The organism is Bacillus cereus, assembly GCF_002564555.1.
GTDB classification, from domain to species: Bacteria; Bacillota; Bacilli; order Bacillales; family Bacillaceae_G; genus Bacillus_A; species Bacillus_A cereus_K.
This window is the reverse complement of record NZ_NUVD01000015.1, coordinates 152,101-166,162: the sequence shown is the minus strand read 5'-3', so window position 1 is coordinate 166,162 and position 14,062 is coordinate 152,101. Positions and strand designations below refer to the sequence as shown.

Sequence of the window (14,062 nt, the reverse complement as noted above, 5' to 3'; positions counted from 1 at the left end):
AATGAATCTTTTGCTTTTCAATAGTAAGATGTATCCACTAGTGAAACGTATTCACTAGTGGAATTTTCACTTTAGCGTGCTTTGTTTTGTTTGGCAAGGAAAAAGCGTTTTACTTTGTTATTTGTATGACGAACTGGGATATTATGTTGCGTTAATAAATTGATAAATGCTGCTTTTCCTGATTCTTCATCTTGCACTTCAAATTCAATTTCATAATCATCGTGATTGTAATAGAAACTATGATCAAAGACAAGTGTTCCGCCTTCAAATAATGTTTCAGACCTTTCTGTTGTTAAACTACCCATATAAGTTAAGGCGGAAACAGGAATTTGTAATTTGTGTAATTGATCTACTACAATCCCTTGAATGATTGTGTTTGTTTCCATCATCATTTTTGCTTCGTCTTCTGTTATGACTTGGTGTGTTTCTAACAAGCCGACTTCCGCAGGTTGTTTCAATGTTAATGTATAAGTTTCTCCTTTATGTCGAATACGAAGTGCAGAACCGGCTTCTTTTAACGAAAAATTGGGTGTTTCAAAGTAGTGGTTCACTTGTTTCGTAAATGCTTCGATAGAAAATGATTTGCATAATGTTTCGAATTCTTCTTCTGTAACCATATTTTTAAATTCAATTTCGATTTCTTGTGTCATTGTATGCACTCCCTTTGAAAAATAATTCTTTACACATTATCGCTTTTTCACAAATTTGGTTCAATGTTTTATTTGTTTGCGTCCATGTTATGATACAATAATACTGTTAAGTAAGACAGGAAGTTGAGATGGAGGAGTTAGGGCATGCAAAATAAAATTCAAGTTAAGAGCGTAGAAACGAGAGAGAATGCTCTTATTTTTTGTGCAGAAAATACTGAAATAAAGGTAAAGGAGTTAAGTACACGTAATCACGTACTTGTAGACTCAGACAATTTATCATTTTTATATATCTTAGAAAACGAATCATCTTTCATTTATGTAAGTATTCCGCACACATGCTGGGAAGCAATGCATGAAGCGATGAATAAGAATATGGCAATGTTCGTTCGCGTGAATGATGTTGAAATGGAATTAGAAAGTTTGAAAGAAGAAGTAGAATATCTAGTTGAAAATATTGAAGGTAATGCAAATTACGGAGAAGAACTAGTAACTGCTGTAGAAAAAGTATTTCTATAAGTAAATGGGTTAATTTTGGTGGTGGTTGAAATGAATCGAAATTGGGAAGAATTTTTAGCACCTTACCACCAAGCGGTGGCAGAGCTAAAAGTGAAACTAAAAGGAATGCGTACGCAGTTTACAATGTTGACGGAGCATTCTCCAATTGAGTTTGTAACTGGACGAGTGAAATCAGTTGCGAGTATTATCGATAAAGCGGAAAAGAGAAATGTACCGTTAGATCGATTGAGAGAAGATATGCAGGATATTGCTGGTCTTAGAATGATGTGTCAATTCGTGGATGAGATTAAACCTGTTGTAGAATATCTTCGAAAACGAAATGACTTTGAAATCGTGGAAGAACGTGATTATGTAACGCAAAAGAAAGATAGCGGCTATCGCTCTTATCACGTTGTCATTAGTTACCCTGTTCAAACGATACAGGGAGAGAAAAAAGTATTAGTTGAAATCCAGATACGAACGCTAGCGATGAACTTTTGGGCAACAATTGAGCATTCTTTAAATTATAAGTATAGTGGACGTTTTCCTGAGGATATTAAAATACGCTTGCAACGTGCAGCGGAAGCAGCGTTTTTATTAGATGAAGAAATGTCTTCTATTCGTCTTGAAATTCAAGAAGCGCAGAAGGCTTTCTCAAGAAAGCAAGAAGCGAAAGATTCCGAATCATAAACTAAAGGGTGTTGGGCGATGAAATTTACAATTATGTCAAAGGGAGATCAATCATCAGATACACTAGCAAGCACGATGAAAGAATACTTGCTAGATTTTGGATTTATTATGGATGAAAAGGAACCCGATATTGTAATTTCTGTTGGGGGAGATGGAACGCTTTTATATGCGTTTCATCGTTATTATAATCGATTGGATGAAACAGCATTTGTTGGTGTACATACAGGGCATTTAGGTTTCTATGCAGATTGGTTACCCACAGAAGTAGAAAAATTAGTAATTGCAATTGCAAAAACACCATTCCAAGTGGTGGAATATCCACTTTTAGAAGTAATTATCCGCTATGTGAATGGGAGTAAAGAGTCACAGTATTTAGCGATGAATGAGGCGACTGTGAAAAGTGCAGAAGGTACATTAGTAACAGAAGTGGAAATACGAGGAGAGTACTTTGAAACATTCCGCGGGGATGGTCTTTGTATCTCTACTCCTTCAGGAAGTACTGCCTATAATAAAGCACTTGGCGGAGCAATTATTCACCCTTCGATTGAAGCAATTCAAATTGCAGAAATGGCATCCATTAACAACCGTGTGTTTCGTACTGTAGGCTCGCCACTCGTATTGCCGAAGCATCATACATGTGTGTTGAAGCCGGCTCCAGGAATGAACTTGCAAATTACGGTGGACCATTTAACGATGGTTCATCAAGATGTGAAATCAATCCAGTATCGCGTTGCAAACGAGAAAGTACGATTTGTTCGTTTCCGCCCGTTCCCATTCTGGAAACGTGTCCGTGACTCGTTTGTTGCAGATAAATAGAAGGGGTTTATATATTTGAACAGATTTACATTGAAATGGGATATAGAGTCAGCTGCAGAAGGAACTTTAGTTAGAGAATTTTTGAAAACAAAAGGGATTTCTAAAGCTGCCTTAACGGATATAAAGTTTCATGGCGGAGCGATTGAAGTAAATGGTCAACATGCAAGCGTTCGTCACCAGTTACAAGCTGGTGAAGAGTTACGTGTCTTTTTTCCGGTGGAGGAAAGAAGTGAAGGGATGATTACCGAAGATATTCCTTTATGCATTGTATATGAAGATGATGCAGTACTTGTCATCAATAAAGAAGCGAATATGTCAACAATTCCGTCTAGAGAACATCCGGTAGGGAGTGTTGCCAATGCGCTTTTATCCCATTATGATAAGCAGAATCTTGCTAGTACGGTGCATATTGTAACAAGGTTAGATCGTGATACTTCAGGGCTCATGCTTATTGCGAAGAATCGTTTTGTGCATCATCTTTTATCGAAACAGCATCAACAAAAAGCTGTGAAACGAACGTATGAAGCAATCGTTCATGGAGAGATGATAGAGCGAGAAGGAACGATTGATGCGCCGATTGGTAGAAAATCTGATAGCATCATTGAACGAACAGTTTGTGAGGATGGACAAAAAGCCGTTACTCACTTTCGAGTGATTGAAAGCTCATCACATAAGACACATGTAGCGCTTGAACTTGAGACAGGAAGAACGCATCAAATTCGTGTGCATATGGCTCATATAGGACATCCGTTACTTGGCGATGACTTATATGGAGGTAGTAGGGATGAAATGAACCGACAAGCACTTCACAGTACATCTTTGACGTTTTATCACCCTATTCTAGAGAAGGAAATGTCTTTCACTACAACGATTCCAAGCGATATGCAAGAGTTATTAAGACATCCTTAAAAAGGGAACAAAATTCTTATTTTATAAAGAATTTTGTTCCCTTTTTTCTTAGCGGAATAATATTAAGATTTGATGATCACCCGTACGCTTAATAACGAAAAAGCCACTTTCTGCTTTTGTAGCAATGCCGTCATCATTTGGACGACAATATTCATGAGTTTGGCAAGTGCCGTCATCACGTACTAACATTTGTCCAATTAATCCGACAGGAAGCCATTCGGCACGGTCTTTTCTTGCTATATATTTGCAAGCTGGATCCCATTCTGTATTTAAAAGTGGTTGTATTTCTTGCGTTTCCGTACGTACATATTGACGTTTTCCAAAGTTATCTGTTTTATAGCGTTTTTGCCAACTTAAAGCACCGCTATTTCCTATAAGAGCAGGAGTTGCACTAGATATTCCTAAAATGAATGAATCGTTTGAAGTAGCAATTCGAATTTTTTCGTCACTACTAAATGTAACGAAATAACCGACATCAATAGGCTTAAGGTCTGCTGCTTCAAACATTTGTGCAAAATCCGTTCCGCTTGCATTATAAGAAGCGCCCTCAATATACATCTCTCCATTATGGGCAAGCCATTTTGCACCAATATTATGGTCGATGTCGTTTGTACCATTTGCAATAAACCAAGAATAAGCTTCTTCTGCAGTGCCGAAGCGTCCCATAATATGGCTACCTGCAAAATGAGCTGTTGATGTATGGTTACCTTCCGCATGAGAAGAGAATCCATTAGCGATAGTTGCAGTTCCTTCTGCATGTGCTGCTTCACCGAAGGCAATCGTCTTTTTGCCTTCTGCATGTGAATAAGAGCCGCTTGCTGTCGTTTCACTTCCTTCACTATGCGAACTATGTCCAGTTGCTTTTGATTTTGATCCTTCTGCATGAGAGAAAGAACCTGTTGCGTGTGTAAGGAGCCCTTCTGCATGTGAAGCCGAGCCCTCTGCATGAGAGTGAAGACCTTCTGCATGTGCATACCGGCTGCCCTTTTTCACTTTCGTATTTTCGAGTGTAGGGGTCTCAATTATAATTGGTTTTGCAGTTTGTATCTCAATTGATGAAGTTAAAGCTTCTTTTATTTTTTTTACTTGATTTATAATCGTGGCTGGAATTTCTGGTTCTATTTCTTTATTTATTGCTAAAGGGATGTTGTCTTCTGTATTTTCCTGTTTTTGCTCAGAATGCAGTACTTGTTCATCGTGATTAGAGAGCTGTTTGTTTTTTTGCTGCATCTTTATTTTTCTATTATTGATTATGCGGCTCATTACAGCATTTTCTAAAGAGACATATTTTGTTCTTACTTTACTTTTTTTTGATGATTCTAGTTCTTCTAATTCTTCTAAAGCTGCAGCTCGAATGCCGCACCAGTTGTTAATTCCGTATACGGGCAGATAGAAAGGGGGAAAATTTCTTTTTTGTTTAGAAGATTTTTTCTTCATTCTGTCACCTCCTGCGACATTATATGTTGGGTAATAAAAAAAAGATGCACTTTATTGCATCTTTTTTATTACTCTACCTAGTATTTATGTGAGATCCGGCTAAAACACACGGTAATCCCTCGTAATTTATGAATTTTACTAAGATAAAGGTAGTTATGAAATTGGGCGGAATTTCTCAGCGGCAAAAGGCAAGGAAGAAGGGACAGAAATGGTCTCCATTTCAGGATAACGTAGTCCGGTTAGCTTACCACCAAATACAGCGCCAGTATCGATATTGACTGTATGATTTACAAAGCGAGGTTCTTTTACTGGTGTATGTCCATATATAATCCAAGCGTTCCCCGTATATTCTTTTGCCCAGTCGCGACGGACAGGTGAGCCATCATCATGTTTTTCTCCTGTAATATCGCCGTATAATACAAATGTTTGTACTTTTTTATCTTTTCTTCCTATGTAATCTTGCCGAATACCAGCGTGACATACGATTAACCTGTTCTCATCGATTACGTGATATAACGGTGAGTGTTCATAAAGAGTGATGAACTTTTCTTTTATGATTTGCTGTTTATGAGAAGGAAGTGCTTCGTATTCGGCAACCGTTGTTTCAAGTCCGTGAGCGATTGTCACATTACGTCCGAGGAAAAATCGGTACAGTTTATTACAGTGATTTCCAGGAGCGTAATAAGCTTCTTTTTTATATATGACAAGTTCCCATACAATTTCGATCATACGTAATGAATGAGGACCGCGGTCTGTAATATCACCAACGAATGCGAGATTACGATTGTCTGGATGAACCGGCAGGCCGCTCGTCCAGTTATAACCTAGTTTCGTCGTTAAATTTTGAAACTCTTGGAAGCAGCCGTGAATATCTCCTATAATGTCATATTTCATATTTAAACCTCCAGCTTATTTTTCATTAGTATATCTAAAAAAGAATAGAGATAAAAATATCGTTTTTTGTACGGTTTATTTAAACATAAAGATTTGCGTCCGTGAGCGAACGTTTAAAATAAATCCAATTGCAATCATATATGTAAGCAACGAACTCCCTCCATAGCTCATAAGGGGTAATGTAATCCCTGTAATAGGAAGTAATCCGATTGTCATCCCGATATTCTGGAATACTTGAAAAGTAAACATCCCGATTGTGCCAGCACAAATGTAACTACCGAAAGGGTCATTACTTTCTAAAGCAATATGAATCATGCGGAAAATGAGTAAGAAAAAAAGTGAAATAATGACACTTGCACCTAAAAATCCGAATTGTTCAGCGACATTAGTGAAAATAAAATCTGTATGCGGTTCTGGAAAATATACTTGTCCATTTTCCCATCCTTTTCCTTGCATTTCTCCTGATCCAGTAGCTAAGAAGGCTTGTCTTAATTGATAGCCTTGCGCGTCATATTGGTAAGGTGCTAGCCAGCCATAGAATCGGTTTAATTGATATTCTTTTAATATATGCTCTTTAAAGAATTCCGTATGAGAAAAATAAATATATGTTAAGGTTGAACCTGCTGTAAAAGCGATGGAAATTAATCCGAAAATAAAGCGCCAACATATACCAGAAACTAAAACCATTGTTGCAAGCATCGCGGAAATTACCATTGCATTTCCTAAATCAGGCTCTTTTACAATGAGTAGTAGTGGTGGTAAACTCGTTGCGAATATTTTTCCGAGTAAGATAAAATCTTCACGAGGTGTTCTAACAAAGTATTTTTCATTATGATCCGCTATAATTCGTCCAATGACGATAATTAAAAATAATTTCATAATTTCTGAAGGCTGAAGATTTCCGATACCTGGAAGCCTGTACCAAGCGGTAGCCCCTTTAATTGTAACGGCACCTGGGACTTGAAGTTCTAGCCCAATAAGTAATATCATTGCAAAGCTATATAAATACCAAGCGATTTTTTGATATCGATCGAAATCGATAATCATAATAAAACCAATAGCGAGAAATCCAATGAAGTACCATTGTATTTGCTTTAGTGCAAAATTTACGTTTTGTAAAAATGGTGGTAAAGAGGCTTGTGCACTTGCAATAGCAAAGCAACTAACAGTCCCAATGGCAAATAAAATGAATAGTAATACGTAGTCTATTTGATATTGAGAATTCGTATCTTTCACTGTATGTAATCCTTTCTATCGCTAGTAAGTATATTGATGACATCAATATAAAAATAATATACAAGCAGACTGTTCATACATTTATTCCACTATTTGTGGGAAGTCATACATAATAGGGAGGAATAGCTCCTCCCTTATGATAAACTATTGTGTATTTAGCTCTTGTATAAGTATATTTAAACAACGGGAAAGGCGTATATGTGCATCTGAAATTCTGTCCAGATATAAGCATATGGTTCCCAAAATCTATCCTACTTAGTAGAGTATCTTCGCTATGCAACCTGTTTATAGCCGGGTGGTTTGCAATTATATCTCCATTATCGTTAATCCAATTCCGATAAAATGTAATAAGTGCGAAATTTTGATCTAAGTCTTGCTGGGAATAGAACATCATTTTTTCAATTTTACTATTATGAAATATATCATCATCCATTAAGAAATTTATGTACTCTCCATTGGCATGTTATACAGCATTATGACTACGTAGAAAGAAGGAATTCCGTGATTGAATTCATAATAGAAAAAGCAGTAAAACTCAAATCAGTTTTACTGCTAAGTAAAAAATTAAGCAATTTTTTCAATAATAATGGACGCACTAGTACCAAGAGCTAATGATAGCCCAATTCCTGTAACAATTACTTCAACTAATGATGGAGTCGTTGCGATTTGTGTAATCGCTTGGATAACGATAGGTGCTCCAAGTGAAATTAAACTTGTGCCAGCACCTGGTACATTGACGCCGTTAACTTGAATTGCGAGGCTACCTAATAAACTTTCTGCTGCAGTATATGCGATAACAGTAATCTTATAGAAGCCAGTTTCGCTAATTACGAAAGTATCATCATCTAATTGAGAAATTGCTGTGCCAAATTGCGGTCCAACAGTATTAAATGGTACAGGGTCATTAATACCGATAGCTATGCTAGTTGTAGCAGAGTTAAATGCATATAATCCTGCTGGAAGGCCTAATCCAGACGGTCCAGTTGGCCCAGTCGCGCCAGTGTCTCCGGTGGGTCCAGTCGCACCAGTATCTCCGGTGGGTCCGATCGCGCCAGTGTCTCCAGTTGATCCGATCGCCCCAGTATCTCCAGTTGGTCCAGTTGCACCAGTGTCTCCAGTTGTTCCAGTCGCACCAGTATCTCCGGTGGGTCCGATCGCGCCAGTGTCTCCAGTTGATCCGGTCACGCCAGTATCTCCGGTGGGTCCAGTTGCACCAGTGTCTCCAGTTGTTCCAGTCACGCCAGTATCTCCGGTGGGCCCGATCGCCCCAGTATCTCCAGTTGGTCCAGTTGCACCAGTGTCTCCAGTTGTTCCAGTCACGCCAGTATCTCCGGTGGGTCCAGTCGCACCAGTATCTCCGGTGGGTCCGATCGCTCCAATATCTCCAGTGGGTCTAGTCGTGCCAGTGTCTCCGGTCGACTGAGTCGGCTCATTCGGTCCAATTGGAAGAGTAAATGGTGGTAATGTCGGTTCTATAAGGTTAGGATCAAACGCACTAGCGGGTAATGGTTCTTCTGGATTTAAGCCATCTGAATAATTGTTATTTGACATAAATTCACCTCCATAAAGCTTTCATTATATAGTAGATGCAAAGTTTTAAGAGAATAACACGGACATTTGAATTATCGAAAAGAAATCTAAAATGACTTGAATAATATAAAAAAGTGGAAAGTTTAGTATTTGTATAACATATGATTGAGTTGGAAGAAGTTGATTTTATTGAATAAGTAAGGCATTACAACTAGTCTATGTATGATAGTCCGAGATGAGGAAAAGACAATGGCCCGATGTTTGGAAGCGGTTGATGAAATCGTAATAGTTGATACGGGTTCTGTGGATCGAATGAAAGGAATAGTAGAGAAATATACTTCTAATATATATGATTTTCATTGGCTAGAAATTTTGCTTTCTCAAAAGTGACGCAAGAATATATATGATGGCTGGATGCAGATGACGTATTATTAGAAGATGCTTAAGAAGAATGGCGATGCAGTATGATATTCCGTGGCGAGAAGATTTGTTTCAAGGATTCCACTTTTATGATCTGTCACAGTCTTTAGAGTTGCAAAGAGCTGGCTATTTAATTGGTATTCTTAATCAAGCGAATTTATGGTGTATTCATTACAACCGAGATGCGTTTGATGCGGATACATATGAGAAGTACAGGAAAGTGCTTATAGAACATTAGATATATTATCTCCATCATAAGGGAGAGATGCAGGGTGAAAGGGATTATTTTAGCAGGTGGTACTGGATCGAGACTCTATCCGATAACGAAAGTAACGAATAAACATTTGCTTCCGGTTGGACGGTATCCGATGATTTACCATGCAGTATATAAGCTGAAACGATGCGAGATTACAGATATTATGATTATTACAGGTAAGGAGCATATGGGTGATGTTGTTAGCTTTTTAGGAAGTGGTCACGAATTTGGTGTGTCTTTTACGTATCGTGTGCAAGATAAGGCTGGTGGAATTGCACAAGCGTTAGGACTTTGTGAGAATTTTGTTGGGAATGATCGTATGGTAGTTATATTAGGGGATAATATTTTTTCAGATGATATTCATCCGTATGTTGAAGAGTTTACAAAGCAAAAAGAAGGTGCGAAAGTGCTATTGCAATCTGTAGAAGATCCTGAAAGATTTGGCGTCGCACATATTCAAAACCGAAAAATAATTGAAATTGAAGAAAAGCCGAAAAAGCCGAAAAGCTCGTATGCTGTTACAGGAATTTATTTGTATGACTCGAAAGTCTTCTCCTATATAAAAGAATTAAAACCTTCCGCACGGGGAGAACTTGAAATTACAGATATAAACAATTGGTATTTAAAACGAGGGGTACTTACTTATAACGAAATGATTGGCTGGTGGACTGATGCGGGAACGCATGCTTCTCTTCAAAGGGCGAATACGTTAGCGCGGGATGTAAACTTTGGGAAACAGTTTAACGGAGAATAGGTGAGAATATGAAAGTTGTAGAAACAAACTTTACCGATGTGAAATTGTTAGAACCGAGGTTGTTTGGAGATGAACGAGGATTTTTTACAGAAAGTTATAATAAGAAGGTGCTAGAAACGTTAGGGATTACGTATTCGTTTGTACAAGACAACGTATCTTATTCAGCACAAGCGGGAACAATTCGGGGACTACACTTTCAAAAAAATCCGAAAGCGCAAACAAAGCTTATTCAAGTTATGCAAGGAGCAATTTATGATGTGATCGTGGACTTGCGAAAAGATTCACCAACGTTTAAACGATGGAAAGGATATATTTTAAGTGCGGATAACCACCGGCAATTATTGGTTCCAAAAGGATTTGCTCATGGGTTTTGTACGCTTGTCCCGCATACTACTGTTATGTATAAAGTAGATGAATATTATAGCGCAGGGCATGACTCAGGGGTGCTGTGGGAAGATAAAGAATTAGCGATTCCATGGCCGGTAACAAACCCTATCTTATCTGATAAGGACCGCATATTACCATTACTTCAGGAATATGAAGATAGTTTTTAAGTAGGAGAGTTGTTTATGAATATATTAGTAACGGGTGGAGCTGGATTTATCGGAAGTAATTTTGTTCATTACATGTTACAAAGCTATGAAACATATAAAATTATTAATTACGATGCGTTAACATATAGTGGGAATTTAAATAATGTAAAGTCTCTTCAAGATCATCCTAATTACTCTTTTGTAAAAGGGAAAATTCAAAATGGAGAGCTGCTGGAGCATGTTATAAAAGAGCGAGACGTGCAAGTGATTGTAAATTTCGCTGCCGAATCACATGTGGATCGAAGTATTGAAAATCCGATCCCTTTTTATGATACAAATGTAATCGGGACAGTCACCTTATTAGAGTTAGTGAAAAAATATCCACATATGAAACTTGTGCAAGTATCAACAGATGAAGTGTACGGTTCTTTAGGGAAAACAGGGAAATTTACAGAGGAAACGCTAGTATCTCCTAATAGTCCATATTCTTCAAGTAAAGCGAGTAGCGACATGATAGCTTTATCTTATTATAAAACGTATCAATTGCCAGTTATTGTGACGCGTTGTTCTAATAATTATGGGCCGTATCAATATCCTGAGAAGCTCATTCCACTTATGGTTACGAATGCAATAGAAGGAAAAAAATTACCGTTATATGGTGATGGATTAAATATAAGGGATTGGCTACATGTAACGGATCATTGTCGTGCAATTGACATTGTCTTGCATAAGGGACGTATCGGAGAAGTATATAATATAGGCGGGAATAATGAAAAAACAAATATAGAAGTTGTAGAACAAATTATGACTCTCCTAGGAAAAACGAAAAAAGATATTGAGTATGTAACAGACCGTTTAGGGCATGATCGTCGTTATGCGATTGATGCAGAGAAAATGAAGAATGAATTTGATTGGAAACCGAAGTATACGTTTGAACAAGGATTACAAGAAACGGTGCAATGGTATGAAAAGAATAAGGAATGGTGGAAACCACTAAAAGAAAAGTAAGGGGCATGAAAATGAAAGAGCGGGTTATCATAACAGGAGCAAATGGTCAATTAGGAAAGCAATTACAAGAAGAGTTAAATCCTGAAGAATATGACGTATATCCATTTGATAAAAAGCTACTAGATGTAACAAATATATCCCGAATTCAGCAAGTGGTACAAGAAATACATCCACATATTATTATTCATTGTGCAGCGTATACGAAAGTAGATCATGCTGAGAAAGAACAGGATCTCGCGTATGGAATAAATGCAATAGGAGCTCGAAATGTAGCGGTTGCTTCGCAATTAGTAGGGGCTAAGTTAGTGTATATTAGTACTGATTATGTATTTCAAGGTGATAGACCGGATGGATATGATGAATTTCATAATCCAGCGCCGATAAATATATACGGGGCTTCAAAGTTTGCTGGGGAGCAGTTCGTCAAAGCGTTACATAATAAATATTTTATTGTTCGTACATCGTGGCTATATGGTAAGTACGGCAATAATTTTGTGAAAACGATGATACGGTTAGGAAAAGAAAGAGAAGAAATAACGGTTGTAGCGGATCAAATTGGCTCTCCTACGTATGTGGCGGATTTAAATATGGTTATAAATAAGCTCATTCATACTTCTTTATACGGTACGTATCACGTATCAAATAGAGGCTCGTGTTCTTGGTTTGAATTTGCTCAAAAAATATTTTCGCATACAAAAAGTAAGGTGAAAGTATTACCTGTTTCAACCGAAGAATTTGGATCGGCGGCTGCAAGGCCGAAATATTCTATCTTTCAACATAACATGCTACGATTGAATGGTTTTTTACAAATGCCTTCTTGGGAAGAAGGATTAGAGCGGTTTTTTATAGAAACAAAAAGTCATTAACAAAATTTATGTTAATGACTTTTTTGTTTGCCTTTAAGCGGTTTTATGGTACTATAATTATAAGTATCAGGTACTAATAACAAGTATAAGTATTTCTGGGAGGATATATCATGGAACTATTACAAGGGAAAACATTTGTTGTTATGGGCGTTGCGAACCAAAGAAGTATTGCGTGGGGAATTGCTCGCTCTTTGCATAATGCAGGTGCAAAATTAATATTCACATATGCAGGAGAACGTTTAGAAAGAAATGTTCGTGAATTGGCGGACACATTAGAAGGACAAGAATCACTTGTATTACCTTGTGATGTAACGAATGATGAAGAACTTACAGCTTGCTTTGAAACAATTAAGCAAGAAGTTGGTACAATTCACGGTGTTGCACACTGTATTGCTTTTGCAAACCGTGACGATTTAAAAGGCGAATTTGTAGATACTTCTCGCGATGGATTTTTACTTGCACAAAACATTAGCGCATTCTCTTTAACAGCTGTAGCAAGAGAAGCGAAGAAAGTAATGACAGAAGGCGGAAATATTTTAACTTTAACATACCTTGGCGGCGAGCGCGTTGTGAAAAACTATAACGTTATGGGTGTTGCAAAGGCTTCATTAGAAGCGAGTGTGAAATATTTAGCGAATGATTTAGGTCAACACGGCATTCGTGTGAACGCTATTTCTGCAGGACCAATTCGTACGTTATCTGCAAAAGGTGTAGGCGATTTCAATTCAATCTTAAGAGAAATCGAGGAGCGTGCTCCACTTCGTCGTACTACAACTCCAGAAGAAGTTGGAGATACAGCAGTATTCCTATTCAGTGATTTAGCACGCGGCGTAACTGGAGAAAACATTCATGTTGATTCAGGATATCACATTTTAGGATAAATATAATATGGAATAAAGTTTGAAAAGGACAGTCTCTACATGTTGAGACTGTCCTTTTTTTATTGTTTTTAGAAAGAACGATTTTTACGAAAGTTCTTGCCGCGTGATGAATATAACTATAATAGTACACGATTTATTCAGCTATGTATGGAAGTGGGAGGGACGAGTGTGAAGAATAAAAATAAAAGTTCAACAGTTGGAAAACCGTTGTTATATATTGCGCAAGTAAATTTAGAACTTACTGCACCGAAAATAAAAAGAATTATTCTTACGAACTTTGAAAATGAGGATCGAAAAGAGCAAAGGAATAGAAATGAAAATATTGTAAGTAGTGCTGTGGAAGAAGTGATAGAACAAGAAATACAAGAAGAGCAGCTAATAGAAGAACAAGCAAAAGAAGAACAGACAGAAGAAGCGGAGCAAGAACAACAAGAGCAGGTGAGAACGGTCCCTTACAATAAGTCATTTAGGGATATGAATACTGAGGAGAAAATTCATTTTTTATTAAACCGCCCTCATTACATTCCGAAAGTAAGGTGCAGAATAAAAACGGCTACAGTTTCATATGTCGGATCGATAATATCGTACCGTAATGGAGTTGTGTTCATTATGCCGCCAAATAGTATGAGAGATATTAGATTATCTATAGAAGATATAAAATCAATTGATATGGCCGGTTTATAAATA

Annotated in this window: 15 protein-coding genes and 3 pseudogenes; 12 read left to right on the top strand and 6 right to left on the bottom strand. The window is 37.4% G+C overall.

The window, feature by feature from the left end; translation table 11 throughout:
• Nucleotides 1-71: 71 nt before the first annotated feature.
• Entirely contained in the window at nucleotides 72-650 is a 579-nt protein-coding gene (locus COI75_RS07870) for a CYTH domain-containing protein (RefSeq protein ID WP_098448281.1), read from the bottom strand.
• Between the two features lie 144 nt (nucleotides 651-794).
• Here COI75_RS07870 and COI75_RS07865 point away from each other — a divergent pair, with 144 nt between their 5' ends.
• Genes COI75_RS07865 through COI75_RS07850 form a run of 4 tightly spaced genes read left to right on the top strand, consistent with a single transcriptional unit; the run spans nucleotide 795 to nucleotide 3,560 of the window.
• A complete protein-coding gene (locus COI75_RS07865) occupies nucleotides 795-1,166 on the top strand; it encodes a hypothetical protein (protein WP_098448280.1) in 372 nt (123 codons plus the stop codon).
• Between the two features lie 30 nt (nucleotides 1,167-1,196).
• Nucleotides 1,197-1,835, top strand: a complete 639-nt coding sequence (locus tag COI75_RS07860) for a GTP pyrophosphokinase (protein WP_001081486.1) — start codon at nucleotides 1,197-1,199, stop codon at nucleotides 1,833-1,835.
• Between the two features lie 18 nt (nucleotides 1,836-1,853).
• On the top strand, nucleotides 1,854-2,651 hold the full coding sequence (locus COI75_RS07855; protein WP_000673191.1) for an NAD kinase: 798 nt from the start codon (nucleotides 1,854-1,856) through the stop codon (nucleotides 2,649-2,651).
• A gap of 15 nt (nucleotides 2,652-2,666) precedes the next feature.
• Nucleotides 2,667-3,560: an RluA family pseudouridine synthase gene (locus COI75_RS07850; RefSeq protein ID WP_098448279.1), complete on the top strand. Its 894-nt coding sequence runs from the start codon at nucleotides 2,667-2,669 to the stop codon at nucleotides 3,558-3,560.
• A gap of 48 nt (nucleotides 3,561-3,608) precedes the next feature.
• Here COI75_RS07850 and COI75_RS07845 read toward each other — a convergent pair whose 3' ends face one another.
• From COI75_RS07845 to COI75_RS27775, 5 genes and pseudogenes are all read right to left on the bottom strand, one after another.
• The gene (locus COI75_RS07845) at nucleotides 3,609-4,997 is read right to left on the bottom strand and encodes a peptidase G2 autoproteolytic cleavage domain-containing protein (RefSeq protein ID WP_098448278.1); all 1,389 of its coding nucleotides are present in this window, start codon (nucleotides 4,995-4,997) and stop codon (nucleotides 3,609-3,611) included.
• Nucleotides 4,998-5,150: 153 nt separating this feature from the next.
• Nucleotides 5,151-5,891: a bis(5'-nucleosyl)-tetraphosphatase PrpE gene (gene prpE, locus COI75_RS07840; RefSeq protein ID WP_098448277.1), complete on the bottom strand. Its 741-nt coding sequence runs from the start codon at nucleotides 5,889-5,891 to the stop codon at nucleotides 5,151-5,153.
• A gap of 75 nt (nucleotides 5,892-5,966) precedes the next feature.
• Nucleotides 5,967-7,127 carry an FtsW/RodA/SpoVE family cell cycle protein gene (locus COI75_RS07835; protein ID WP_098448276.1) on the bottom strand — a complete coding sequence of 387 codons (1,161 nt, stop codon included), beginning with the start codon at nucleotides 7,125-7,127 and terminating at the stop codon, nucleotides 5,967-5,969.
• Nucleotides 7,128-7,338: 211 nt separating this feature from the next.
• Nucleotides 7,339-7,587, bottom strand: a pseudogene (locus COI75_RS07830) (glycosyltransferase family 2 protein); the annotation flags it as partial.
• 104 nt (nucleotides 7,588-7,691) lie between these two features.
• The gene (locus tag COI75_RS27775; protein WP_098448275.1) at nucleotides 7,692-8,678 is read right to left on the bottom strand and encodes a BclA C-terminal domain-containing protein; all 987 of its coding nucleotides are present in this window, start codon (nucleotides 8,676-8,678) and stop codon (nucleotides 7,692-7,694) included.
• Nucleotides 8,679-8,879: 201 nt separating this feature from the next.
• On the opposite strand from COI75_RS27775, the pseudogene COI75_RS07820 reads away from it, so the two are divergent.
• The 8 genes and pseudogenes from COI75_RS07820 to COI75_RS07785 all read left to right on the top strand — a co-directional run.
• Nucleotides 8,880-9,061 (top strand): annotated as a pseudogene (locus COI75_RS07820) (beta 1,4 glucosyltransferase); the annotation flags it as partial.
• A gap of 47 nt (nucleotides 9,062-9,108) precedes the next feature.
• A pseudogene (locus COI75_RS07815) lies at nucleotides 9,109-9,315 on the top strand (glycosyltransferase); the annotation flags it as partial.
• Nucleotides 9,316-9,349: 34 nt separating this feature from the next.
• Entirely contained in the window at nucleotides 9,350-10,087 is a 738-nt protein-coding gene (locus COI75_RS07810) for a sugar phosphate nucleotidyltransferase (protein ID WP_098448274.1), read from the top strand.
• An 8-nt stretch (nucleotides 10,088-10,095) separates the two neighbouring features.
• Nucleotides 10,096-10,641: a dTDP-4-dehydrorhamnose 3,5-epimerase gene (rfbC, locus tag COI75_RS07805; RefSeq protein WP_000869432.1), complete on the top strand. Its 546-nt coding sequence runs from the start codon at nucleotides 10,096-10,098 to the stop codon at nucleotides 10,639-10,641.
• A 15-nt stretch (nucleotides 10,642-10,656) separates the two neighbouring features.
• Nucleotides 10,657-11,628, top strand: a complete 972-nt coding sequence (gene rfbB, locus COI75_RS07800) for a dTDP-glucose 4,6-dehydratase (RefSeq protein ID WP_001024174.1) — start codon at nucleotides 10,657-10,659, stop codon at nucleotides 11,626-11,628.
• Nucleotides 11,629-11,639: 11 nt separating this feature from the next.
• Nucleotides 11,640-12,494, top strand: a complete 855-nt coding sequence (gene rfbD, locus COI75_RS07795) for a dTDP-4-dehydrorhamnose reductase (protein WP_000664675.1) — start codon at nucleotides 11,640-11,642, stop codon at nucleotides 12,492-12,494.
• A 110-nt stretch (nucleotides 12,495-12,604) separates the two neighbouring features.
• Complete coding sequence (gene fabI / locus COI75_RS07790; RefSeq protein ID WP_000421885.1) at nucleotides 12,605-13,375, top strand: enoyl-ACP reductase FabI; 771 nt, start codon at nucleotides 12,605-12,607, stop codon at nucleotides 13,373-13,375.
• Nucleotides 13,376-13,522: 147 nt separating this feature from the next.
• Complete coding sequence (locus COI75_RS07785) at nucleotides 13,523-14,059, top strand: CotO family spore coat protein (protein ID WP_080013372.1); 537 nt, start codon at nucleotides 13,523-13,525, stop codon at nucleotides 14,057-14,059.
• Nucleotides 14,060-14,062 lie beyond the last annotated feature (3 nt).

Excerpts from the sequence above, each read along its gene's own strand:
- COI75_RS07870 (WP_098448281.1), bottom strand. The coding sequence starts at position 650 with ATGACACAAGAAATCGAAATTGAATTTAAAAATATGGTTACAGAAGAA.
- COI75_RS07865 (WP_098448280.1), top strand. The coding sequence starts at position 795 with ATGCAAAATAAAATTCAAGTTAAGAGCGTAGAAACGAGAGAGAATGCT.
- COI75_RS07860 (WP_001081486.1), top strand. The coding sequence starts at position 1,197 with ATGAATCGAAATTGGGAAGAATTTTTAGCACCTTACCACCAAGCGGTG.
- COI75_RS07855 (WP_000673191.1), top strand. The coding sequence starts at position 1,854 with ATGAAATTTACAATTATGTCAAAGGGAGATCAATCATCAGATACACTA.
- COI75_RS07845 (WP_098448278.1), bottom strand. The coding sequence starts at position 4,997 with ATGAAGAAAAAATCTTCTAAACAAAAAAGAAATTTTCCCCCTTTCTAT.
- prpE (WP_098448277.1), bottom strand. The coding sequence starts at position 5,891 with ATGAAATATGACATTATAGGAGATATTCACGGCTGCTTCCAAGAGTTT.
- COI75_RS27775 (WP_098448275.1), bottom strand. The coding sequence starts at position 8,678 with ATGTCAAATAACAATTATTCAGATGGCTTAAATCCAGAAGAACCATTA.
- rfbC (WP_000869432.1), top strand. The coding sequence starts at position 10,096 with ATGAAAGTTGTAGAAACAAACTTTACCGATGTGAAATTGTTAGAACCG.
- rfbB (WP_001024174.1), top strand. The coding sequence starts at position 10,657 with ATGAATATATTAGTAACGGGTGGAGCTGGATTTATCGGAAGTAATTTT.
- rfbD (WP_000664675.1), top strand. The coding sequence starts at position 11,640 with ATGAAAGAGCGGGTTATCATAACAGGAGCAAATGGTCAATTAGGAAAG.
- fabI (WP_000421885.1), top strand. The coding sequence starts at position 12,605 with ATGGAACTATTACAAGGGAAAACATTTGTTGTTATGGGCGTTGCGAAC.
- COI75_RS07785 (WP_080013372.1), top strand. The coding sequence starts at position 13,523 with ATGGAAGTGGGAGGGACGAGTGTGAAGAATAAAAATAAAAGTTCAACA.